The organism is Kitasatospora sp. NPDC088548, from assembly GCF_044753005.1.
Classification (GTDB): domain Bacteria; phylum Actinomycetota; class Actinomycetes; order Streptomycetales; family Streptomycetaceae; genus Kitasatospora.
The window spans coordinates 308,514-331,338 of sequence record NZ_JBIVMI010000001.1; the positions used below are offsets into that span (position 1 = coordinate 308,514).

Annotated in this window: 19 protein-coding genes; 9 read left to right on the forward strand and 10 right to left on the reverse strand. The window is 74.8% G+C overall.

Features of this window, described 5'->3' with window-relative positions; translation table 11 throughout:
• Positions 1-141 precede the first annotated feature (141 nt).
• Complete coding sequence (locus tag ACIP82_RS01405; RefSeq protein ID WP_400650296.1) at positions 142-897, reverse strand: dienelactone hydrolase family protein; 756 nt, start codon at positions 895-897, stop codon at positions 142-144.
• A 133-nt stretch (positions 898-1,030) separates the two neighbouring features.
• Here ACIP82_RS01405 and ACIP82_RS01410 point away from each other — a divergent pair, with 133 nt between their 5' ends.
• Positions 1,031-1,324, forward strand: a complete 294-nt coding sequence (locus ACIP82_RS01410; RefSeq protein WP_363608536.1) for a DUF6191 domain-containing protein — start codon at positions 1,031-1,033, stop codon at positions 1,322-1,324.
• A 108-nt stretch (positions 1,325-1,432) separates the two neighbouring features.
• Here the strand turns inward: ACIP82_RS01410 and ACIP82_RS01415 are convergent, their stop codons facing one another.
• Positions 1,433-2,218, reverse strand: coding sequence for an iron-sulfur protein (locus tag ACIP82_RS01415; protein WP_400649630.1), 786 nt, complete (start codon positions 2,216-2,218; stop codon positions 1,433-1,435).
• A gap of 203 nt (positions 2,219-2,421) precedes the next feature.
• On the opposite strand from ACIP82_RS01415, the gene ACIP82_RS01420 reads away from it, so the two are divergent.
• The 5 genes from ACIP82_RS01420 to ACIP82_RS01440 all read left to right on the forward strand — a co-directional run bounded on the left by ACIP82_RS01420 (position 2,422) and on the right by ACIP82_RS01440 (position 9,430).
• Positions 2,422-3,627, forward strand: a complete 1,206-nt coding sequence (locus ACIP82_RS01420; protein WP_400650298.1) for an acetyl-CoA carboxylase biotin carboxylase subunit family protein — start codon at positions 2,422-2,424, stop codon at positions 3,625-3,627.
• Positions 3,624-5,399 carry an IucA/IucC family protein gene (locus ACIP82_RS01425; RefSeq protein WP_400649633.1) on the forward strand — a complete coding sequence of 592 codons (1,776 nt, stop codon included), beginning with the start codon at positions 3,624-3,626 and terminating at the stop codon, positions 5,397-5,399. The genes ACIP82_RS01420 and ACIP82_RS01425 overlap by 4 nt, the downstream gene beginning before the upstream one ends.
• Positions 5,400-5,487: 88 nt before the next feature.
• Positions 5,488-7,266, forward strand: a complete 1,779-nt coding sequence (locus ACIP82_RS01430; protein ID WP_400649635.1) for an IucA/IucC family protein — start codon at positions 5,488-5,490, stop codon at positions 7,264-7,266.
• Entirely contained in the window at positions 7,263-8,477 is a 1,215-nt protein-coding gene (locus ACIP82_RS01435; RefSeq protein ID WP_363608542.1) for a type III PLP-dependent enzyme, read from the forward strand. The genes ACIP82_RS01430 and ACIP82_RS01435 overlap by 4 nt, the downstream gene beginning before the upstream one ends.
• A gap of 152 nt (positions 8,478-8,629) precedes the next feature.
• Positions 8,630-9,430 carry an inositol monophosphatase family protein gene (locus ACIP82_RS01440; protein WP_400650301.1) on the forward strand — a complete coding sequence of 267 codons (801 nt, stop codon included), beginning with the start codon at positions 8,630-8,632 and terminating at the stop codon, positions 9,428-9,430.
• Positions 9,431-9,521: 91 nt separating this feature from the next.
• Here the strand turns inward: ACIP82_RS01440 and ACIP82_RS01445 are convergent, their stop codons facing one another.
• Positions 9,522-10,967: a pyridoxal phosphate-dependent decarboxylase family protein gene (locus ACIP82_RS01445; protein WP_400650303.1), complete on the reverse strand. Its 1,446-nt coding sequence runs from the start codon at positions 10,965-10,967 to the stop codon at positions 9,522-9,524.
• 74 nt (positions 10,968-11,041) lie between these two features.
• The gene (locus ACIP82_RS01450) at positions 11,042-12,424 is read right to left on the reverse strand and encodes a diaminobutyrate--2-oxoglutarate transaminase family protein (RefSeq protein WP_400649638.1); all 1,383 of its coding nucleotides are present in this window, start codon (positions 12,422-12,424) and stop codon (positions 11,042-11,044) included.
• 159 nt (positions 12,425-12,583) lie between these two features.
• On the opposite strand from ACIP82_RS01450, the gene ACIP82_RS01455 reads away from it, so the two are divergent.
• Positions 12,584-13,210, forward strand: a complete 627-nt coding sequence (locus tag ACIP82_RS01455) for a class I SAM-dependent methyltransferase (RefSeq protein WP_400649640.1) — start codon at positions 12,584-12,586, stop codon at positions 13,208-13,210.
• A 70-nt stretch (positions 13,211-13,280) separates the two neighbouring features.
• Here ACIP82_RS01455 and ACIP82_RS01460 read toward each other — a convergent pair whose 3' ends face one another.
• Positions 13,281-14,021, reverse strand: coding sequence for a response regulator (locus ACIP82_RS01460; protein WP_363608548.1), 741 nt, complete (start codon positions 14,019-14,021; stop codon positions 13,281-13,283).
• Complete coding sequence (locus tag ACIP82_RS01465) at positions 14,018-15,658, reverse strand: ATP-binding protein (RefSeq protein WP_400649643.1); 1,641 nt, start codon at positions 15,656-15,658, stop codon at positions 14,018-14,020. Before ACIP82_RS01465 ends, ACIP82_RS01460 begins: the two co-directional genes overlap by 4 nt.
• Before the next feature lie 166 nt (positions 15,659-15,824).
• Here ACIP82_RS01465 and ACIP82_RS01470 point away from each other — a divergent pair, with 166 nt between their 5' ends.
• Positions 15,825-17,270 carry a cation:dicarboxylate symporter family transporter gene (locus ACIP82_RS01470; protein WP_400649646.1) on the forward strand — a complete coding sequence of 482 codons (1,446 nt, stop codon included), beginning with the start codon at positions 15,825-15,827 and terminating at the stop codon, positions 17,268-17,270.
• Between the two features lie 107 nt (positions 17,271-17,377).
• On the opposite strand, the gene ACIP82_RS01475 is transcribed toward ACIP82_RS01470, so the two are convergent.
• Both ACIP82_RS01475 and ACIP82_RS01480 read right to left on the reverse strand, forming a co-directional pair.
• On the reverse strand, positions 17,378-18,343 hold the full coding sequence (locus tag ACIP82_RS01475; RefSeq protein ID WP_363608555.1) for a hypothetical protein: 966 nt from the start codon (positions 18,341-18,343) through the stop codon (positions 17,378-17,380).
• Between the two features lie 45 nt (positions 18,344-18,388).
• Positions 18,389-19,024, reverse strand: coding sequence for an RNA polymerase sigma factor (locus ACIP82_RS01480; protein ID WP_400649649.1), 636 nt, complete (start codon positions 19,022-19,024; stop codon positions 18,389-18,391).
• A gap of 302 nt (positions 19,025-19,326) precedes the next feature.
• Between ACIP82_RS01480 and ACIP82_RS01485 the strand changes: the two genes are divergently transcribed.
• On the forward strand, positions 19,327-19,698 hold the full coding sequence (locus tag ACIP82_RS01485) for a hypothetical protein (RefSeq protein WP_400649651.1): 372 nt from the start codon (positions 19,327-19,329) through the stop codon (positions 19,696-19,698).
• A 257-nt stretch (positions 19,699-19,955) separates the two neighbouring features.
• On the opposite strand, the gene ACIP82_RS01490 is transcribed toward ACIP82_RS01485, so the two are convergent.
• Positions 19,956-21,317 (reverse strand): cytochrome P450, encoded by a 1,362-nt coding sequence (locus ACIP82_RS01490; protein ID WP_400649653.1) that lies wholly within the window; start codon positions 21,315-21,317, stop codon positions 19,956-19,958.
• A 191-nt stretch (positions 21,318-21,508) separates the two neighbouring features.
• The gene (locus tag ACIP82_RS01495) at positions 21,509-22,576 is read right to left on the reverse strand and encodes an RNA ligase (ATP) (RefSeq protein ID WP_400649654.1); all 1,068 of its coding nucleotides are present in this window, start codon (positions 22,574-22,576) and stop codon (positions 21,509-21,511) included.
• Positions 22,577-22,825: the final 249 nt, after the last annotated feature.

Sequence of the window (22,825 nt, forward strand, 5' to 3'; positions counted from 1 at the left end):
ATGGCCTCGGGGTCGATCAGTGCGTGGAAGTCGGTGCGTCAGGGGGCGGCCGAGGGCGGGGTGTGAGGGTCGTCCAGGTGCCGTCGGGGAGTTGCCGCACGGTGGCCGCCTGGGGGCCGGGCGGGAAGGCGGCTCATCATCTCAGAGCGCGCGCTCCAGCAGGGCCAGCAGCGCGGTCCAGTGCCGTTCGTCCGCCGCCGCGTCGTAGCGGTCGGTGTCGGCCTGGGTGAAGCCGTGGTGGGCTCCCTCGTACACCTCGGCGGTGTGGCGGACACCGGCGGCGGTGAGGGCCTTCGTCAGACGGTCGATCTGCTGGGCGGGGAGCGCAGGGTCCTGGTCGGCGTGCCCGAAGTACAGCTCCGCGGTGATCCGGTCGGCGAGCAGGTGCGGGCTGTCCCCTGCCTCGGTGGCCAGGAAGCCGCCGTGGAAGCCGGCCGCCGCCGCGACCCGCTCGGGGTGGTCGGCGGCCGTCAGCAGGGCCAGCCGGGCGCCCAGGCAGTAGCCGGTGATGCCCACCGGCCCGTCGGCGGCGAGCGGGGAGTCGGCCAGCCAGCGGAGGTAGGCGTCGGCGTCGCGCTCCGTCTGCTCCGGGGTGAGCGACCCCACGATGGGGCCGAGGCGTTCGAACAGGCCCGGGTCCGCGCCCGCGGCGATGAACTCGGGCAGTTCGACGACCGGCGCGCGGCCGTGCCGGTAGAAGACGTTGGGCACCAGGACGGTGTAGCCGGCGGCCGCGAGCCGGTCCGCCATCGCCCGGATGTGCGGCCGGAGCCCGAAGGCGTCCAGGTAGAACAGGACGGCGGGGTGGAGCGCGCCGTCGTCCGGGTGGGTCAGGTAGGCGTCGGCGGTGCCGTCCTGGGTGGGGATGTCCACGGATGTTCCGCGCACGGTGGCCATCGGCGTCTCGCTTCCGTTGTCGGGGGGACGACTGTCCGGGAGATGGTCGTCCGGGAGATGATCCACGGTGCAGGGTACTCGGAACCAAGGCGCGGCCGGGGCTCGTTGGACCAGCATGGCGATAGTCGTGAGCATGTTGACGATGGCGGCGCTGATGCTGGTGCTGATCGGGTCGGTCGCGGTGCGCCGGATCGGGCGACGCGGGCGGAGCCCGGGCGCGCGGAGTACCGGGGTGGGCCTCGGCGCCGCCGGGATCGAGGAGTTGCACGCCCTCTTCAACCCCAACAAGCGGGTCCAGATCGAGCAGCGCCAGGAGCAGCTGGCCCTGCGGGACGACAACCTGGCGGGTGCTCCGCCCGGGACGGGGGTCGACCTGGAACGGGGCGTCGCGGTGTTCGGGCGGCGGGAGCTGCCGCGGGGAGCGTGAGCGGCATCGACCGGCCGCGGTTCGGGCTCCCCGGGCGCGGAGCATGTGGGCGAGCGTGGCGGCCGTCACCGGCACCGGTGCCGCGGCCCGCTCGTGACGGACGGGGCGTCAGAGGCGGTGCAGGCGTTCCTCGTCCGAGGTCCGGGGGCAGGTGAGGCAGGCGGGGGCGGGGCCGACCGCGTAGTAGAGGCAGCAGCCGAGCCGGGTGCGGGTGATGTGCTCGCGGCCGTCGGCGCCGGTCAGGCGGCGGAAGGCGGCGGCACCGGGCAGCGGCAGGGTGCCGCCGGGCAGGACGGCCTCGGCGGCGGCGACGGCGGCGTCCTCCTCGCCCAGCATCCGGCCGAGGTACCAGATCGCGGAGGCGAGATCGTCCGTCACCATGCCCCACAGCGCCCGGGTGCCGCGCCGGGTGGGGGCGGCGAAGGCGGTGAGCAGGGGTTCGACGTGGGTGACGACGGCGGCGCGCAGTTCGGCGCGGAGTTCGTCGTCACCGGGGAGGGTGATGTGGTCGCGCGGGCGGAGCGCGAGGTCGCCGGTGGGGGCGTGCAGCCAGAGGTCCGCGGGGTCGATCGTGGGCACCCGGCGGCCGAGGTGCCATGGTCCGGCGATCAGGACGCAGACGGACCACAGGTAGTGGTGCAGCAGCCGGGAGGCGGTGACATGGGGGCGCGGGGCGGTGCCGTCGGCCGCGGCGATCCGGGCGGCCTCGCCGGCCAGCGCGGCATCCAGCGCCTGTGGGTCACGGACGAGTTCGACCGCCGAGTACCAGCCCATGGCCGCCGGCGGGGGCGGTTCGCCGGCGGCGAGCAGCCGGACCCGCAGCACCGGGCAGAGGTCGGACAGCCGCCGGTAGTCCGCGCGGAGGGGCTGCGCGACGCGGGGCACGGCGGGCACAGGTGTTCCCGAGATCATCGGCACTCCCGAGATCGAATGAGGTGAGGCTTACCTTATAGGCGATCAATGGATGCCCCGGACCACACCGGGGCGACTTGACGGACTTAGGCAAACCTAACCTAGGATCTCGCCCCGTGCCGAGAATCGACCCGCCGGACACCGCGGCCCCGGCGGCAGCCGTCCGCACCACGGAGAGGCCAGACATGCGGCTCTATCTGCTCGCCCTCAATCCCACCGACTCGGTCACCGAGGGGTTCCTCCCGGCCGCCGCCCGGCTCGGGCTGGACGTCACCGTGCTCACCGACCACGCCGGCCCTCACCACCGCGCCTACACCGGAATGGAGTTCGCGCCCGAGGTGCTGGAGTGCGAGGTACCGGACTTCCGCGCGGTGGTCAGCCGCATCTCCCGTCACCACGCGCCCGACGCGGTCTTCAGCAACAGCGACCACCTCCAGACCCAGACCGCCCTGGCCGCCGAGTACTTCGGGCTGCCCGCCAAGGACTGGAAGGCCGCGCTGCGCGCCAAGGACAAGGGCCAGCTCCGCCGCCACCTCGCCCTGGCCGGCCTGGACTCCGTCTGGTCCGCCGAGCTGGCGCCCGGGCAGGACCCGGCCGAGCTGGACCCGCCGTTCCCCTGCGTCGTCAAACCGCGCGAGGGCGTCGCCAGCGAGGACGTCACACTGGTCGGCGACGCCGCCGAACTGGCGCTCCGCTGCCGGGAGATCCAGCACCGCCGGGCCGGTGCCACCCTCGTCGTCGAGGAGTTCCTGCCGGGGCGGCTGCACACCCTGGAGACGCTTGGTGACGGTCGGCGGCGGCATGTCCTCGGCGGCTTCCGGACCAGGCTCTCCCCTCCCCCGCACTTCATCGAGGAGGCACTGGAGTTCACCCCCGCGCACCCGCCGCACGTGGTCGGCCAGGTGCTCGCCCAGCTCGACGCGATCGGCATCGGGCTCGGCGCCTGCCACACCGAGTTCGTCGTCCAGCCGGACGGCCGGGCCCGGATCATCGAGGTCAACTACCGTGCCATCGGCGACCAGTGCGACCTGATGCTCGCCGAGGTCCTCGGCATCCCGCTGTTCGAGCACATCCTCGGCGCCCACCTCGGCCGCGCACTGCCCGAGGATCTCGGCGAGCACTGCGCCGACACCGCCCGCCGCGCCCGCAACGAGGCCGTCTGCGCCGACCGGGCCGGCATCCTCACCGCCGCCCCCGGGCCGTACGACGAGGAGCGCGACGGCGTCCGGCTCGCCTACCGGCCGCTGCGCCCGCTCGGCGAACGCCACGAGCACTACCGCACCAACCGGGACTACCTCGGCGTCATCTGGGCCGTCGGCACCGACCAGGCCGCCGTGGACACCGCCGTCGCCCGCTTCCGCGCGGCCAACCGCTGGGAGATCACCCCGTGAGCACCGCGCGCCCTGCACCCGATGCGAACACCACCGGCCCGGACTCCGTCGAACCCCAGTCCACCGAAGCCCAGTTGACCCTGCGGGTGCTCTCCGCGCTGCTGCGCGAGGACGTGCTCGGGCTGCGCAGCCACAGCCGGCCCGAGGACCGGGCGGACGGGCGCTGGCTGGTCCTCCCCAAGGCCGGCCTCGCCCTGCCCGTCGCCACGGAGGGCTTCCAGTGCGAGTACGCGGCCCGGCGGCCGCTGCTGGAACTCCACGGCACCGGACTCACCTCCCTGGAGGCCGTGGTGGCCGCCCTCGCCGGGCTCTCCGAGGACGAGGACCGGCCCGGCTGGGCGGCCTTCACCGAGGAATGCCGGCAGACCCTGGCCACCATGGAACTGCACCGGCGCTCCCGGGCCGAGGTGCACACCGCGCTCACCGACCTCTACGGCGCGGACCCGGCCGACTGGACCGGCCCCGCCGCCACCCTCGGCCACGACACCCTCGCCGCCTATCTCGACCACCCGGTCTACCCCACCGCGCGCGGCCGGGCCGGCCTCACCGAACAGCAACTCCGCTCGTATGCACCGGAGTTCCACCCGGCTTTCGAACTGCGCTGGCTGGCCCTCCCCGCCGGCGCCGTCACCGCGCACGGCGACCGGCCGCTGCCCAGCTGGTGGCCCACCCCCAGCTGGCTCGGCCTCGACCTGGACGGCGGCGACGCCGCCTGGGCCACCCTGCCGGTGCACCCCCTCACCGTCGGCGCGCCGCTCGCCGAGGCCCTGCGCGCCACCGGCCTGGCCGACCGCGCCGTGCTCGCCGAGCGGCCCTACCTGACCGTCGTCCCCACCCTCTCCATGCGCACCGTCGCGGTCGCCGACGACCCCGCCCGCCACCTCAAACTCCCGCTCGCCACCGCCACGCTGGGCCGGCTCAACCGGCGCACCATCAAGCCCGGCACCCTGCTCGACGGCGCCGCCGGCCAGCGACTGGTCGAGGCCGTGCTGGCCCGCGAACCGCGCCTGGCCGGGCGAATCCTGCACGCCGACGAACAGAGCTGGGCCCACGCCGGGCACGAACTGCTCGCCGTCCTCTGCCGCCGCTACCCCGCCGGCCTCGACCGGGCCGTCACCGTCCCGCTGGCCGCCCTGCTGGCCCCCGCCCCCGGCGGCCGCCTCGTCCTCGACCACCTGGCCGACCGCTACTACGGCGGTGACCCGCTCGCCCTCTACGACGCCCTGCTGGAGCTGCTGCTCGACTGGCAGACCACACTGTTCGGCTATGGCATCGCGCTGGAGTCCCACCAGCAGAACACCTCGCTCGTCCTGGACGGCGACGGCCTGCGACTGCTCTACAAGGACGACGACGGACCGCGCGTCCACACCGGCCGGCTCGCCGCCACCCTCGGCGAACAGGCCCCGGCCCGGGAGGAGTTCGACGACGCCCGGATCTTCGGCACGGACGACCGGCCGCTGACCGACCTGTTCACCACCATCACCGGCCATCTCTGCACCGGCGCCCTGGCGTTCGGCCTCGCCGCACACGGCCGCGCCGAACTCACCGACACCCTGGCCCTGTTGCGCGGCCGCCTGACCGAGGCCGTCGACCGGATCGGACCGGCCGGCGCACCGCTGCGCACCGCCCTGCTGGACGCCGGGCGGCTGCCCGTCAAGGCCATGGTCACCGCCGGCACCCTGCTCGGCAAGCAGCGCTCGGGTGCCGCCGACATCAACAAGCACTACACCAGCGGCCCCAACTACCTCCTGGCGCCCGGGCCCGCGCGATGAGCGCGAACACCGTGGCGTGGTACTCCGGAATCGGTGCCGTCGCGGCCACCGGATCAGCCCTCCCGTCCCGCAAGCGCTGGAGTCGCCGATGACCCACGAACTGCCGACCGCCGACCAGGCGGTGGCCCACACCCTGCTCAACTGCCTGCTGCGCGAGGTCTCCGCACCCGAGCGCCGGACCGCCGTCACCGACGGCCGGCTGCTGGTCCGGCTGCCCCGGCTGGGCGTCCGGCTGCGGATCACGCTGCGCCGCACCTCGCTGCTCGGCGCGCACCGCTTCACCGGCCCGGTGGAGGAGGAACGCCCGGACGGCTGGACCGAGCTGGACTGGCGTGAGCTGGCCGGGCACGTCCAGCACGAGCTGGAGCTGCGGACCGGAACGGTGAACGAGGAGTTCCTCGACCAGCTGGCGTCCAGCCATGACGGCGTGCGGGAGGGGCTGGAGAACCGACCACAACCCGGCACCGACCGCTACCTGGAGTCCGAGCAGGCCCTGCTGTTCGGCCATCGCTTCCACCCCGCCCCGAAGTCCCGCTCCGCCGCGCGCGGCGACTGGCGCGCCTACGCGCCGGAGTCCCGGGCCGTCTTCCGGCTGCATCACCTCGCCGTCCGGGAGGAACTGCTCGCGCACTCCTCGCTGGACGAGCGGGCCACCGCGCTGCTGGACGGACTGGGCGAGGCGCCCGCCGGTTACCGACTGCTGCCCGCCCACCCCTGGCAGTACCAGCTCCTCGCCGACCACCCGCTGTTGCGTGACGCGCTGGCCGGCGGGGAGATCCTGGACCTCGGGCCCGGCGGGGAACCGTTCACCGCCACCGCCTCGGTGCGCACCCTGCACGGCGCGGGCGCGTTCCTGAAGTTCAGCCTCAACGTCCGGATCACCAACTGCCTGCGCAAGAACGCCGCGTACGAGCTGACCGGCGCCGTCGCGCTCACCCGGCTGCTCGCCCCGGCGCTGGCCGACCTCGCCGAACGCTTCCCGGACGCCGCGGTGCTGCGCGAACCGGCGTTCCGCACCCTCGCCCTGCCCGGCGCCGACGGCCGCCCGGACCAGGCGCTGTACGAGGGCTTCGGCCTGATCGTCCGGGAGGGCTTCGCCGGTGTGCTGCGGCCCGGCGTCACCCCGCTGCTCGCGGCCGCCGTCGCCGACGAGCACCCGACCAGCTCGGCGCACATCTCGCGGCTGCTCGGGCAGCGGGACGGCCCCGGGGGCGGGGAACGACGGGAGGACGGGCGGGCGGCGCTCGACTGGTGGAACGCCTATCTGCGGCTGCTGGTCCCACCCGTGCTGGCCGCCTACTTCGACCACGGCGTGGTGCTGGAGCCGCACCTGCAGAATGTGCTGATCGGTGTGGACGCGGCCGGGTGGCCCGCCCAGGTGATCTTCCGCGACCTGGAGGGCACCAAGCTCCTCCCCGAACGGAACGCCGCCCCGCTCGCCGTCCTGCCGCCCGAGGTGGCCGGGCCGATGGCGTACGACGCCGAGCGCGGCTGGGACCGCGTCGTCTACTGCCTGCTGGTCAACCACATCGCCGAACTGCTGGCCGCGCTCGCCGACCGCCACCCCGCGCTGGAGGGCGCCCTCTGGGAGGCCGTCCGCCACACACTGGCACGGTACGCACACGCCCACGGCTGCCCGCCGAGGCTGCGCGCCCTGCTCGCCGGGGCGCCGCTGCCCGCCAAGGCCAACCTGCTCACCCGCTGGGAGCGCAAGGCGGACCGCGAGGCCGGGTACGTCCGGCTGCCGTCCCCGCTGGCCGGGCACGTCCTGGCGGGGGCCGCGCAGCCCCCGGGCCGGGACGCGCTCGCGGGCGCTCGGCCCGTTCCCGCCACCGCCGTTCCCGCTGCCGCAGGGAGTGCCCGATGACCGAGGCCGTCCGCCGGCACGTGGCCGGCCTCGCGCCGGAGGCGCTGCCCGCCTACGTCTACGACCTGGCGGCGCTGCGCGCGCACGCCGCCGCCGTCCGGGCCGCGCTGCCCCGGCGGGTCGAGCTGTACTACGCCGCCAAGGCCAACCCCGAGGCCCCCCTGCTGACCGCGCTGCGGGACACCGTGGACGGCTACGAGGTCTCCAGCGGAGGCGAGTTGGCCCATGTCCGGGCGAGTGTGCCGGGCGCCCGGCTGGCGTTCGGCGGCCCGGGCAAGACGCCCGCCGAGATCGCCGCCGCCGTGGCCGCCGGGGTGCACCGCTGGCACGTCGAGAGCGAGCAGGAGCTGCACCGGCTGGCCGCCGTCCTGGCCGGGCGGCCGCAGACCGTGGTGGACGTGCTGCTGCGGGTCAACCTGCCGGTGGCGACGGGCACGCTCGCCTCGGTGGCGCTGGCGATGGGCGGGCGGCCGACCCCGTTCGGGCTGGACCCGGAGCGGGCCGAGGAGTGCGTCCGGCTGCTCGCCGGGCCACTCGGACGGCGGCTGCGGCTGCGCGGTGTGCACGCCCACCTGGCCAGCGGGCTGGCCGCCGGGGAGCAGCTGGCCCTCGCCGAGCGGATCGTCGGCTGGTCGGCCGCGCTGGCCACCCGGCACGGGTTCGTCCTGGACGAGGTCAACGTGGGCGGCGGCATGGCCGTGGACTACGCCGACCCGGCCGCCCGCTTCGACTGGACGGCCTTCGGCGCGGGCCTGGCCGGACTTCTCGACCGCCACCCCGGCCTGACCCTGCGGATCGAGCCGGGGCGCGCGCTGACCTCCTACTGCGGCTGGTACGCCACCGAGGTCCTGGACGTGAAGCGGAGCCACGGCGAGGACTTCGCGGTGGTCCGCGGCGGCACCCACCATCTGCGCACCCCCGCCACCCGCGGCCACGACCAGCCGTTCTCGGTGCTGCCGGTGCCGGACTGGCCCCACCCCTGGCCGCGGCCCGCCGTCACCACCGGCCGGGCCACCCTGGCCGGTCAGCTCTGCACCCCGAAGGACGTGCTCGCCCGCGCCGCCCCGGCGGCGGACGGTCTGCGCACGGCGGACCGGGTGCTGTTCGCGATGGCCGGCGCGTACGGGTGGAACATCTCGCACCACGAGTTCCTGATGCACCCTCGCCCGGGCTTCCACTATCTGGACGGGGCGGCCACCGGGGACGGCTGACGGCACAGCCGGGAGGCTGCCGGGGGCTGCCGAGGACACCGGCGGAGCCCGGCGCGGGGCCGCGACGCGCGCCCCGCCGAGGGGGCTGCCGCAGGTCACCACCGCACAGGCGTGCGAGAGTGGTAGGCAGCGAAGGGAGCGGGCACGTGCTGATGGACAAGGTGGCGGAGATCCTCGCCGAGGCGTCGGCCGAGGTGGTCGAGCCGCGGTTCCGGGCCCTGGCCGCGGGCGAGGTGATGGAGAAGGCCCCCGGCGACCTCGTGACCATAGCCGACCGCGAGGCCGAGGTGATCATCGAGCGGCGGCTGCGCGAGCTGCTGCCCGTCCCGGTGGTCGGCGAGGAGGCCGTCGCCGCCGACCCGGCCCTCGCGCAGGCCCTGCACTCGGAGCCCGCCGTCTGGCTGGTGGACCCGGTCGACGGCACGTCGAACTTCATCGCCGGGCGCCCCGACTACGCCGTGATGGCCTCGCTGGTGCGCGCCGGGCAGACCGTCGCCGCGTGGATCTGGCAGCCGGTCACCGCCACCTGCTACAGCGCCGAACTGGGCGCCGGCGCCTGGCGGAACGGCCACCGGCTGACCCGGACCCCGGCACCCGCCGTGCCCGCCAAGTGGCGCGGCTCGGTGAAGAGCCGCTACCTCGACCCGGCGTCGCACCGCCGGCTCCAGACCAGCGCCGCGGCGGCCTTCGGCGAGCTCACGCCCGGCCGGAACGCCGCCGGGATCGAGTACCCGGACCTCGTCGAGGGAGCGCTGGACTTCATCCTCTACTGGCGCACCCTGCCGTGGGACCACGCCCCCGGTTCGCTGCTGGTCACCGAGTCCGGCGGGGTCTCCGCCCGGCTGGACGGCAGCCCGTACCGGCCGGAGGCGCCGGGCGGCGAGGACGGCCTGCTGGTCGCCGCCGACCAGGAGACCTGGGAGCAGACCCGGGCCGTCCTGTTCGGGGAGTAGCGCCCGCCTGGCCCCGACCCGCTCGAACCACCGGCCCGCCCGGACCACCGGCCAACCGCCGCCGCGCGGACGTGGTCGCCGCGGCCCCGCGTCACCCCGCCCCGGCCTCCCGGCCCGCCCGGACCACCTCGTGCAGCAACGCGCCCACGTCGGCCGGGGTGGTGTGCGGGTTGAGCAGCGTCAGCTTCAGCCGGACCCGGCCGGGGCCCTCGCCCGGCAACTCGGTACGGCCGACCACGGCCCGGCCGGTGCGCAGCAGCGCCCGGCGCAGGGCGCCGTTGAGCCGGTCCACGGCGGCGGGGTCCCGCTCCCCCGGCGGGCGGTAGCGGAACACCACCGTGGTGAGGACGGGCTCGCCGTGCAGTTCCAGTTCGGGCTCGGCGCGGACGGCCTCGGCCGTGTCGAGGGCGAGTTCGTGGCAGGCGTCGACCAGCCTGCCCAGGCCGTCCCGGCCGAGCGTGCGCAGGGTGACGGCGATCTTGAAGGCGTCGGCCCGCCGGGTGGTGCGCAGTGAGCGGCCGAGCAGGCTGGGGTAGCCGGCCTGCTCGTCGTCGGCCGGGTTGAGGTACTCGGCGCGGCGGGCGAGCGAGACGTAGCTCTCGGCGCGGCGGGTCAGGAAGATCCCGGCGGCGGCGGGCTGCCAGCCGAGCTTGTGCCAGTCGAGGGAGACGGAGTCGGCGCGGGCGATGCCGTCCAGCAGCGGGGCGAGCCGCGCGGAGAGCAGCGCGCCGCCCCCGTACGCGGCGTCCACGTGCAGCCAGGCACCGTAGCGGGCGGCGAGGTCGGCGGCGGTGTGCAGCGGGTCGATCGCGCCGGTGTCGGTGGTGCCGGCGGTGGCGACGACGGCGATCGGGGTCTGCCCGGCCCAGCTGGTTTCGGCCAGGGCGCGTTCCAACGCGGCCGGGTCCATGCGCAGTTCGCGGTCGACCGGGACGGGGACGACGGCGCGTTCGCCGAGACCGAGCAGGGCGGCGGCGCGCTGGACGGAGAAGTGCGCTGCGCGGGAGGCGATGATCCGGGGGGTCACACCCGCCGGGATGCCGTCCAACTCGACGATGCCGTCGAGTTTCTGGTCCCTGGCCAGCATCAGGCCCATCAGGTTGGACTCGGTGCCGCCGGAGGTGAGCACGCCGGTTGCGCGGGCCGGGTCGTAGCCGACCAGGGCGGCGAGTTCGGCGATCAGCGCGGTCTCCAGCGCGGTGGCGGCGGGGGCCTGGTCCCAGGAGTCCTGGGAGGGGTTGAGGGCGCTGACCGCGAGGTCGGCGGCGGCCGCGACGGCGAGCGGTGGGCAGTGCAGGTGGGCGGCGCAGGCCGGGTCGGCGGGGTCGGCGGCGCCGTGGGCCAGCAGTTCGGTGAGGCGGGCGAGCGCGCCCCGGCCGTGGGCGCCGGCCAGGGTCTCGGTGACCAGCGCGGCGATCGCGGCCGGGCTGCCGGCGGGCAGCGGACCGCCGCGCCGGGCGGCCCCGGTGTCGAGCGCGTCCAGCACCGTGGCCAGCAGCGGCCCGAGCGCGGCGGGGCCGGCGACACCGCCGGCCAGAGCGTCGAGCGGGGTGTCGACCGGGCCGGGGTCCGCCGGCGGGGATCCGTCGAGGCGGGGCTCGTCGGGGGCCGTCACCGGGTTTCCCCGGAGGCGGCCCGGATGGCGTCGGCGAGCCGGTCGAGGACCGCGGCGACCTGCTCGTCGGTGATGGTGAGCGGCGGGAGCAGGCGCAGTACGGCGTCGTGGCGGCCGCCGAGTTCGACGATCAGGCCGCGGGCCAGGCAGGCCTCGCGGACCCTGACGGCGAGGGCGGGCGCGGCCGGGCGGGCTCCGCAGGCGTCCGGTTCGGCGTCCGGGTCGACGAGTTCGACGCCGAGCATCAGCCCGCGGCCGCGGACGTCGCCGATCACCGGCAGTTCGTCGGCGAGGGCCCGCAGCCACCCGGTCATCCTGGCGCCGACCAGGGCGGCGCGCTCGGCCAGGCCGTGGGCGGCGACGTACCGGAGGGTGGCCGCGCCGGCTGCCATGGCGAGGGTGTTGCCGCGGAAGGTGCCGGTGTGCGCGCCGGGTCGCCAGCCGTCGTAGTCCTCGCGGTAGACCACGACCGCGAGCGGGAGGCTGCCGCCGATCGCCTTGGAGAGCACCATCGCGTCGGGGACGATCCCGCTGTGCTCGACCGCCCACATCGCGCCGGTGCGGCCGACGCCGGTCTGCACCTCGTCCACGATCAGCGGGATGCCGCGCTCGGCGGTGATCCGGCGCATCGCGCGCAGCCAGCCGTCGGGGGCGGGAACGACGCCGCCCTCGCCCTGGACCACCTCCAGGACCATCGCGGCGGGCTTGACCACCCCGCCCGAGGGGTCGTCCAGCAGCCGTTCGGCATAGGTCGCGGCGAGGTCCGCGCCGGTCTCGCCACCGACGCCGAACGGGCAGCGGTAGCCGTACGGGTAGGGCAGCCGGACCACCTCCCCGCCGCCGGGGAGCGGCTCCTTGACGGCGACGTTGCCGGTCAGCGCGAGGGCCCCGGCCGTCATGCCGTGGTAGGCGCCGGTGAAGGCGAGGGCGCCGGAGCGGCCGGTGGCGGTCTGCATCAGCTTGAGCGCGGCCTCGACGGCGTCCGTCCCGGCGGGGCCGCAGAAGTGCACCCGGGCGTGCTCGCCGAAGCCCTTCGGCAGGCTCTCGAACAGGGCGGTGGTGAAGTCGTCCTTCTCGGCGGTGGCGAGGTCCAGCAGGTGCAGCGGCGCTCCGCTGTCGAGGGTGCGGCGGATCGCTTCCAGCACCACGGGGTGGTTGTGGCCGAGCGCGAGGGTGCCGGCGCCGGAGAGGCAGTCCAGGTAGCGGCGGCCGTCGGCACCTTCGACGGTCATGCCGTTGGCGCGCACGGGGACGATCGGGAACGAGCGGGCGTAGGTACGGGCGGCGGACTCGCGGACGCGCTGGCGGCGCAGGATGGCGTCGCCCGGGGCCTGGGCGGGGACGGCGGGCCCGGTGGCGGGCTCAGCGGCGAGCGTCAAGGCATACTCCCAGTCAAGTTAGGTAAGCCTAACTTTACCGACCGTTGGTGTCGGCTCCCCCCACAGGCAGCGAGAACCACCCTGGCGAGTGACACGAACCCCGCTTCTCCAACGAGCGACCGCCCTGGTGGTTACGGCCCGCGCGCTACTCTTCCGGGCATGCCGCAGCTGCCCCCGTCCTCGCCGTACGATGCCGAACTCGCCCGGACCCGCGAGTTCTTCGCCACCCGCGCCGCCGACTGGGACGCCCGCTTCCCCGACGACGGCCCGCGCTACGCGGCCGCGATCGCCGAACTCGGCCTGCGGCCCGGGCAGTCCGTCCTCGACGCGGGCTGCGGCACCGGCCGCGCCCTGCCCCTGCTGCGCGCGGCGGTCGCCGCCGAGGGCCGGGTGTTCGGCGCCGACGTCACCCCCGAGATGCTCCAGCAGGCCGCCACCCGCCACCCCGGTACCGCCACCCTGCTGCTCGCCGACTGCGCCCGGCTGCCGCTGCCCGGCGCCGCCCTGGACGCCGTGTTCGCGGCCGGCCTGATCTCCCACCTCCCCGACCCGGCCCGCACCCTGCGCGAACTCGCCCGCGTCACCCGCCCCGGCGCCGCCCTCGCCCTGTTCCACCCCGTCGGCCGCGCCGCCCTCGCCGCCCGCCACGGCCGCGCCCTCACCCCCGACGACCTGCGCGCCGAACCCCGCCTGCGCCCCCTCCTCGCCGCCTCCCACTGGCACCTGGACAGCTACACGGACCGGGACGACCGGTACCTCGCCCTGGCGACCCGGGTCCACCCGTAGTCGGCACCGGCGGCGGCACGGTCGCACGTCCGGGTCCGGGGCGGTCGCCCCGGGCGGCGGCCTCCGGGGCTCACCTGCCCCGCCAGCGGTAGCAGAGCTCGGGTCGGCCCACCGTGCCGTACTGGGGTTCGCGGACGGCGAGGCCGGTGTCGACGAGGTGTTCCAGGTAGCGGCGGGCGGTGATCCGGGAGACGCCGGCCTCGGTGCCGGCCGCGGCCGCGGAGAGGCCGGTGGCGGCCTCGCGCAGGACGGTGGCGACGGTGTCCAGGGTGGGGGCGCTGAGACCCTTGGGCAGGTCGGTGCGCTCGGGGGTGCGGAGCAGCGCGAGGGCCTGGTCGACCTCGTCCTGGCCGGTGGCCTCGCCGGTACGGCCCAGGCTGTCGCGGTAGCGGGCGTAGCGCTCCAGGCGGTCGTGCAGGGCGGCGCCGCTGAAGGGTTTCAGCAGGTACTGGACGACCCCCGCCGAGACCGCCTGGCGGACCATGGCCAGGTCGCGGGCGGAGGTGACGGCGATGATGTCGGTGGTGTGGCCGGCGGCGCGCAGGCCGCGGCAGAGCTGGAGCCCGTGGCCGTCCGGCAGGTAGAGGTCGAGCAGGGTGAGGTCGACGGGCGTCCCGGCGGCGCGGGCCCGGTCCAGGAAGCGCAGGGCGTCGGCGCAGCTGTGCACCGTCCCGGCGGCGCGGAAGCCCGGTTCGCGCTCGACGTACAGGGTGTGGGCGGCCGCGGCCACCGGGTCGTCCTCGACCACCAGGACGGAGATCGCGGGCGGTCCGGCCGGCGTCGGCGGCACGGCGGGAGGTGCGGGGGTCACCGGGCCACCGCCGGCTGCGGCCGGGCGGCCGGGGTGAGCGGCAGCCGGACGGTCAGCACCGCGCCGTGCTCGCGTCCGACCTCGACGGTGCCGCCGTTGCGCCGGACGGTCTGGGCGACCAGGGCGAGCCCGAGGCCGTGCCCGTGGGCGTCCCGCTTGGTGCTCCAGCCGCGCCGGAACACGTCGTCCACGGCGGCCGGGTCGATCCCGGCACCGGTGTCGGCGACCCGCAGCAGCAGGTGGCCGTCGTCGATCCGGGCGGTGACGGCGACCTCGGGCGGGGCGGGGTTCCCGGCGGCGCCGGCGACGGCCGCGTCCACCGCGTTGTCGAGCAGGTTGCCGAGGACGGTGATCAGATCGCGGTCGGAGAGGTCCGGCGGCAGCACACCGTCGTCGATGCGGCTGTCCTCGGTGAGGGTCAGGTCCACTCCCCGCTCGGCCGCCTGGGCGGCCTTGCCCAGCAACAGGGCGGCCAGCACGGGTTCGCCGACGGCGGCGACCACCCGGTCGGTGAGCTGCTGGGCGAGGGCGAGTTCGGCGGTGGCGAACTCCACCGCCTGTTCGTGGCGGCCGAGTTCGATCAGCGAGACGACGGCGTGCAGCCGGTTGGCGGCCTCGTGCGCCTGTGCGCCGAGCGCTTCGGTGAAGCCCCGGACGGAGTCCAACTCGCCACTCAGGGACTGTAGTTCGGTGTGGTCGCGAAGGGTGACGACCCGGCCGAGGCCGGTGCCGATGACGGAGGTGTTGAGCACCACCACCCGCTCGGCGGTGAGGTGGACCTCGTCGCGCGCCGGCCCGGCGCCGAGCACGGCGTCGAGCAGCGCCTCCGGCAGGCCCAGACCGGCGATCGGCTGCCCCTCCAATTTCCCCGACAGGCCGAGGAGTTCGCGGGCCGCGTCATTGCAGAGCACCACCCGGTGCCCACGGTCGAGCAGCACCAGGCCCTCGCGCACCGAGTGCAGGGTGGCCTGGTGGTACTCGTAGAGGTGGCTGAGTTCGGCCGGCCCCATGCCGTGGGTGTGCCGCCGCAGCCGGGCGTTGGCGAGGTAGGTGCCGAGCCCGCCGAGGGCGAGCGCGGCCACCGCGACACCGGCCAGGGCCAGCAGCGGCCCGCGCAGCTGGGCGGAGATGGACTGCACCGTGAGGCCCGCGCTGACCAGCGCGACCACCCGGCCCCGGTCGTCCAGCACGGGCGTGACGACGCGGACCGACGGGCCCAGCGTGCCGGTGTACGTCTCGCTGCGGGTCTCCCCCGCCAGCGCCCAGTCGATGTGCCCGAGGAAGGTCCTGCCGATCTGCTCGGGCAGCGGGTGGGTCCAGCGCACCCCGGCGGTGTCCATCACGGTGACGAAGGAGACCCCGGTGTCCGCCCGCACCTGCTCCGCGTACGGCTGGAGGAGCGCGGACGGGTCCGGCCCGGCGACGGCGGCCCGCACCGACGGGGAATCGGCGACCGCGCGGGCGACGGCGGTGACCTGGCGGCGGGCCGCGGCCTCGGTGCGGCCGGCGGTGAACAGGTAGGCGAGCACGGCGCCGCCCGCCACCACCGCGGCGACGATGACCACTTGGACGACGAAGAGCTGCCCGGCCAGACTGCGGACCAGCCGGCGCGGAGCGGGGAGGGTGCGCACGGACATGCCTGACAGTGTGCACCACACCCGGAGCAGAGCCGCCGGCCACCGCGTGCCGTGAACTCTATGAACACAAACGTGACCTTCGTCACGAGGCGGGCCCATAGTCGGAGCGGCCCACCACCCGGGGCCGCCAGGACTTGCCGGACGTGCAAGGGCGAAGGAGCCGCAGATGTCCATCACCGGAGTCGCAGGGCCGGCCGGTCGGCCGGCCGGGGTCAGAGCGAAGGACCGCACCCACTACCTCTACCTCGCCGTGATCGCGGCGGTGGTCGCGGGCGTCGTGGTCGGACTGGCCACGCCCGGCTTCGCGGTCGGCCTCAAGCCGGTCGGGACCGGCTTCGTCAACCTGATCAAGATGATGATCAGCCCGGTCATCTTCTGCACCATCGTGCTGGGCATCGGCTCGGTGACCAAGGCCGCCAAGGTCGGCAAGGTCGGCGGGCTCGCCCTCGGCTACTTCCTCACCATGTCGACCGTGGCGCTGGCCATCGGCCTGGCGGTCGGCAACCTGCTGGAGCCCGGCTCCGGCCTCCACCTCACCGCGGCGCTCGCCAAGTCCGGCCACGCCCAGGCCGCCGCCGGCGAGGCGCAGTCCACCACCGACTTCCTGCTCGGGATGATCCCGACCACCATGGTCTCGTCCCTCACCGAGGGCAAGGTGCTCCAGACCCTGCTGGTCGCGCTGCTGGCCGGCTTCGCCCTCCAGGCGATGGGCCCGGTCGGCGCCCCGGTGCTGCGCGGGATCGAGCACATGCAGCGGCTGGTGTTCCGCATCATGGCGATGATCATGTGGGTGGCACCGATCGGCGCGTTCGGCGCGATGGCCGCGGTGGTCGGGGCGACCGGCACGGCCGCGCTGAAGAGCCTCGCCGTGATCATGATCGGCTTCTACGTCACCTGCGCGCTGTTCGTGGTCGTGGTGCTCGGCGCGCTGCTGCGCCTGGTCGCCGGGGTGAACGTGTTCGCGCTGCTGCGCTACCTCGGCCGCGAGTTCCTGCTGATCCTCTCCACCTCCTCCTCGGAGAGCGCGCTGCCGCGGCTGATCGCCAAGATGGAACACCTGGGCGTCAGCCGCCCGGTGGTCGGCATCACGGTGCCGACCGGCTACAGCTTCAACCTGGACGGCACCGCGATCTACCTCACCATGGCGTCGATCTTCATCTCCGAGGCGATGGACAAGCCGATGTCGCTCGGCGAGCAGCTGTCGCTGCTGGTCTTCATGGTGATCGCCAGCAAGGGCGCGGCCGGGGTCACCGGCGCCGGCCTGGCCACCCTGGCGGGCGGGCTGCAGTCGCACAAGCCCGCGCTGGTGGACGGGGTCGGCCTGATCGTCGGCATCGACCGCTTCATGTCCGAGGCCCGGGCGCTGACCAACTTCGCCGGGAACGCCGTCGCCACCGTGCTGGTCGGGCAGTGGACCGGCGAGTTCGACCGGGAGCGCGCCCGGCAGGTGCTGGCGGGCGCGGTTCCGTTCGACGAGCGGACGCTGGTCGACGCGCACGGCCACCCGGGGGCGGACGCCCACGCGGGGTCCGGCGAAGCCGGTGTGCCCGGTGGGACCGACGTACCCGGCGGGGCCCAGCCGACGCCCGCGCCCACCCCGGCGGCCGCCTGAGCCTCCCCTTCTCCCCCGGTCCGGCGCCTCGCCCAACCCCCGAGCGGCGCCGGGTCGGGGGTTCGCGGTTGCGGCCCCGAAGGATGCCAGGGGCTGCCGGACCGGCCCTACAACTCCTCGGAGCCGCTGACCGCCCAGCTCAGGCCGGACGCCGGGTCCTCGACCGCGAGATGCAGATGACGCAGACCGTCCGCCGGGTCGCACCAGGTGAAGCAGCGCATCCGGGCCACCAGGGCGTTCACCTCGGCCCGGTCCGGCCCGTCGGCGCCGGCCATCGCGGCCAGCGCCCGCCAGAGGGCCAGCCGCCCGTGCGCCGAGCCGTGCGACCGGTCCGCGACGCCCGCATGGACCAGGGCCGGGTAGGCGGCGGCGAACGACAGGTACCCCCCGGTGACCCGCGCCCCCGGGGCGAGCTGTGCGACCGCCTGCGGCGCCGGCCCGCGTACGCAGGCCACCTCCGCCCAGTCCGCCCAGCCCACCAGTGCGGCCAGCGCCCTGGTCGCCCGCTGGCCACGCAGCCGGGCGCCCGGCGCGGGCAGTGTCACCGGGCCCAGCCCCTCCCGGGAGGCCGGGAGCGTGAGCAGCGCGCTGCACGAGCCACCGGACGGCAGGTACTCCCGGACCCGCGCGCCCTCGCCCCAGCCCGCCGACTCCCAGGGCTCCAGCAGCAACGGCACGCCCTCCGGGGCGGGCTCGGCGCCGTACGAGAGGTCCTCGCCGATCAGCACCCGGGTGTGCGCGACCAGCCGGCGGACCGGCGCGGGGGTGAGCAGCGGGGCCAGCCGCAGCCACGAGTGCCGGGTCGCCAGTACCTCCCAGAGCGGCCCGGCATCGTGGTCGGCGACCCCGGCCGCGGTGCCCGGGCCACCGTCCGGGTCGAACAGCCGGACGGCCAGCTCGGGAGGGGCGGCGTAGGCGATCAGATGGCCGAGCGGCGCGGTCTCCACCCCCGCCCAGTCCTCACCGCCGCGTACGACGGCCGCCGCCCGGGCCTGCCGGTAGACACCCAGCAGTTCGGACCAGCGGCCCTCGCCGGCCAGGGCGCGGTGGCGTTGCTCCTCGTACGTGATCACGATTCGCAGCGTACGGGCCGGGGCGGCGGATCAGCTGACACATCGTCAGTTCGGTGCGTCGGGAGCTCTTTCGGCACCGGACGCCGGTCCGGGGCCGGGCCTGGGTCCGGGGCCAGGGCCGGGGCCGGGTTCGGGGCCAGGGCCGGGGCCGGGTTCGGGTTCGACGGCGGGTTCGCGGCCGCGTTCGCGTTCGCGCTCGTGTTCGTGTTCGCGTTCGTGTTCGAGGACGGCTCGGAGCCGCCCCAGGGCGCGGCGCCGGGTGACCGCCAGGGTGCTGCGGTGCACACCCAGCAGTTCGGCGGCCTCGTCGACGCTGTAGCCGTCGAGGTCGACCAGGACCACCACCCGGGCCTGCTTGACGGTCAGACAGCGCAGCAGCCGGACCACCTCCCAGTGCGCCTGCAGTTCGCCCACCCCGCCACCGAAGGGATCGGCCGCACCGAACTCGGCCTCGACCGGCCCCGACAGGGCCGCCCGGCGGCGCTCCCGGCGCCACTGGTCGCGCACGATGTTCGCCATCGTGGTGAACACGTAGGCGTACGGCTGCGGATGGCCGAGGAAGTGCTCGGGGCGCCGGGCTATTCGCAGATACGCGTCGTGCACCACATCACCGGCCGCGAACGAACTTCCGGTGAGCGAGGCGGCCGCCCGATGGAGCCGGGGCAGCAGCTCCGTGAACACCCGGTCGAAATCAGCCGCGCCGGGATTCGCGGCCCCAGGATCCGGGGCGCGACCGGGCACGCCTCCGGCGTCGCCGAAATCCGGCTCCCGCCCACCTGTGCACCGACCACTGAGTTCCATGCCGCTCCCCTCGGAAATCGGCACCCTGAAGGCCTAGTTGTGACACAGGTCACATCATAGTTCGTCGTCTCACTCTTCGCAGTCATTCGTGTGCATTGCGTTACCGGTCGGGTGGCGTCGGGGAATTCCGACCAGCACCGCACCCGGCCGGGACGAACCCCCATGAGCGAGGAGACAACGCCATGTCAGGTTGTATCGCCAGGACCTTCACCAAGCTCGGCGTGGTAGCCGTGGCCGCCCTCGGCGTGCTCGGCACCACCGCCCTGCCGGCCACCGCCGAGCCGGTCCCCGACCAGTCCATCACCGCCGGATCCGGCGTGACGACGGCCGACGCCATCGCCGCCTCCTACCACTGCGTGATCACCGCCAACTACGGCTGGCGCTGGGAAGGCAACTGCACGATCTACTCCGGCGAGTTGCGCACCATCACCTACTGCGCCAACGGCACCTCCACCACCGGCCTGTGGATCGGCGCGCGACCGCAGCCGTGGGCGGTCTGGGGCAACTGCCCGGGCTCCAGCTGGACCAGGATCGTCTTCCAGTCGCGCGGCTGAGCCGCGGGCGATCGGACGAGTGGAGACGAGCGAGGGGGTGCCGTCCCGGTGGGCGGCACCCCCTCCGCCCGCACCCCCCACCCCTTCCGCGCACACCGCACCACCCGGGGCGGGCCCGCGCTCGAACGGGTCGACCCCGGCGCCACCCGGGAGGACGGCGAACAGATGACGACTTTCGTTATCTGTTATCCGACATCTGTTTTCTGTCATCTGTTTTCTGCCGGCCGCCGCCTGTCAGCCGCCCGTCTGTCAGCCTGTCAGCCCCGCGGCGTCAGCCGGATCCGCATCGGGCTGTCCGCCCGCAGGGTGATCCCCTGAGCGAGCGCCACCTCGTGGTCCACCGCCTCGATGTCGAAGTCGCGCAGCAGCACCCCCATCGCCAGCACCGCCTCCAGCATCGAGAAGTGCTGCCCGATGCACGCGCGAGGACCGCCGCCGAACGGGAACCAGGCGTAGCGGTGCCGCTCCTTCTCCCGGCCGGGCAGGAAACGGTCCGGATCGAAGCGGTCCGGGTCGGCCCAGTGGTCGGGGTGGCGGTGGGTGACCCACGGCGCGAGGATCACCTGCGCGCCCGCCGGGACGACGTGCCCGCCGATCACCGTCTCGGCCACCGAGCGCCGACCCATCAGCGCGGCCGCCGGATAGAGGCGCATCGCCTCCTTCAACACCTGGGTGATGTACGGCAGGGCCTCCAGATCGGCGGCGGTCGGCGACCGGCCGGTGAGCGCCGCCTCCGCCTCGCACTGGGCTCGGCGCTGCTCCTCCGGGTGCCGGGCGAGCAGGTGCAGCCCGAAGGCGAGCGAGGTCGCGGTGGTCTCGTGCCCGGCCAGCAGGAAGATCAGGACCTGGTCCCGCAGTTCCGTCGGATCGAGGCCCGCGCCGTCCTCGCCCCGGGCCCGGGCGAGCAGTGCCAGCAGGTCGTCCGTCTCGACGGCCCCGGCCCGGGCCGACCGTTCGGCGATGATCTGGTCGCAGATCCCGTAGAGGTCACGCTGCGCCTCGGCGTTGCGCCGGTTGGCGGGCGTGGGCCAGGCGCGCGGAATGCGGACCGGGGAGAAACCCCGCTCGAGTATGTACTCGCCGAGCACCGGGAAGCTGCGGTGCACCACCTCCACCGCCGCCTCCACGTCGGAGCCGAAGAGGATCCTGGCGACGGCGCGCAGCGCGAACCGGGACATCTCGTCCGCCGCGTCCACCACACCGCCGGGCACCGCCCGCCAGCGTTCGGTGAGCGCATCCGCCTCCAGCGCGATGGCGTCCACATAGCCATCCACCCGGCGGCGGGTGAACAGCGGCTGGATCAGCCGGCGCTGGCGCTGGTAGTCGTTGTCCTGGCTGGTCAGCAGGCCGTTGCCGATGCTGGTCCGCAGCTCGTCGTAGAAGCCGTTGTCCTTGCGGAAGTTGGCCGCCTCACCGGCGAGCACCTGGTGGGCGCCCTCCGGGGAGAACACCATGAAGAACTCGGCGCGGAGCCCGGGCGGTCCGGCGACGAAGCGGACCACGTCCCCGTAGTCGCGCCGGGCGGCGAGGTAGGTCTGCAGCGGGCGCCGGGTGAGGTCCAGCATCGACCCGATCAACGGGAGTCCGGGCGGGCCGGGTATCTGGGCAGCGGTGGTCATCTGTCTCCTCCTCCAGTACCGTCCCCCGAACTTAACTGACTGGTAATCACATGGAGAAGGGCTCACAACGGCGGTCGCGGATCACCCACGACCGCCCCGCACGCCCCCTGGCGTGCAGCGCCGGCGCCCGGCCGCGGCTCGTACATCAACCGGCATGTGCCGCCCCGGCCGCACACGCCCACCGGCTGCGCCTACTCGTACTCGGTGCCGCCCTTGCGGGTCAGGTAGGCGTCACTGACCACCTTGGCGATGGCCCGCCCGCCCACCACCGGGCTCCAGCGCTCGGCCACCGGGCGGATCACCACGCCCTCCCGCAGGTGCAGCTCGCGCCCGGAGACGGTCTCCCGCCCCTGGGCCAGCGCCAGCACGGTGTCCGGGTCGAACGGCCCGCGCCACAGCTCGGGCACCAGCGGCAGCCGGCCGTCCAGCAGTTCGGCGGCCGGCAGCCAGCGCAACTGTCCGTCCAGCACCGCCGAGACGTCGAATGCGGCGTAACCGGGCAGCTCGGCGCGGCCGGACTCGCCGTAGGTGAGGTCCTGCACACCGGCGCCGAAGACCTCGCCGAAGATGCCGACCCGCTCGGCGCCGAGACGCTCCGCCAGCCGGGCGGCCACCGCCGGTATGCCGTACGCCCGGACCGCCCGCCAGTACAGGTTCCGCTCGTCCTCGGCCAGCGCCAGCCCCTGGGCCCCGATGCCCTTGGACGACACCTGCACCTCGCCGGTGGCGGCATGGTAGGTGACCAGGCAGCAACTGCCGTGCAGCTTCTCGGTCAGCACCACCGGTTCGCCCGGCTCGAAGACGCCCGGGAAACGCTTGAGATTCTCCATGTCCACCCAGGGCAGCAGATCCGGCGCGCTCACCACGTCGCCGTTCATCGACGTCGGGACCGGCGGCTTCCACTTGGTGACGCCGAGCAGGTCGGCGAAGTCCTCGCCGCGCTCGGCGGCGGCCGCCAGGTCGGTGCCGGCCAGCGCGCCGGGACGGCAGACGATGCCCTGCGACAGTTCCCCGCGCAGCCGGACCGCCTTGACCCGGTCGGCGTTTCCCCCGGCCAGCCGTCCGGTCAGCCCCAACTCCTCGATCAGCGGGGCGGGCAGGACCGCCTGCTCGGGGATGTACACGGCGTAGTCGCCGCTGCGGTACGCGCCCTTGGCGACCACCGCCCGGTAGAGGCCGACCTGTGCGAGTTCCAGTGCGTCGGCGTTCGGGTGCGCCAGGATGGTCAGCCGCTCGGCGGTGACGCGCAGCGTGGACATGGGTGTACTCCTCCCCTTGGCTCGGCCGGTCGGCCGGCGGTGCGTACGGACGGTGACCACTGTCGCGCCCCGGGGCGCTTCGCCGCGACGGGTTTTCCAGGGGCGGGTCTTCCGGGGGCGGGTCTTCCGTGAGCACGCTTCCGGGAGGCGGGGCTTCCGGGGGCGGCGCCGTTTGAGGCTCCCCACGGCGGGGCACTCGCCCTTGATGCACCTTGCCTGTGCAATGCGGCAGGCAAACTTTCACTCGTA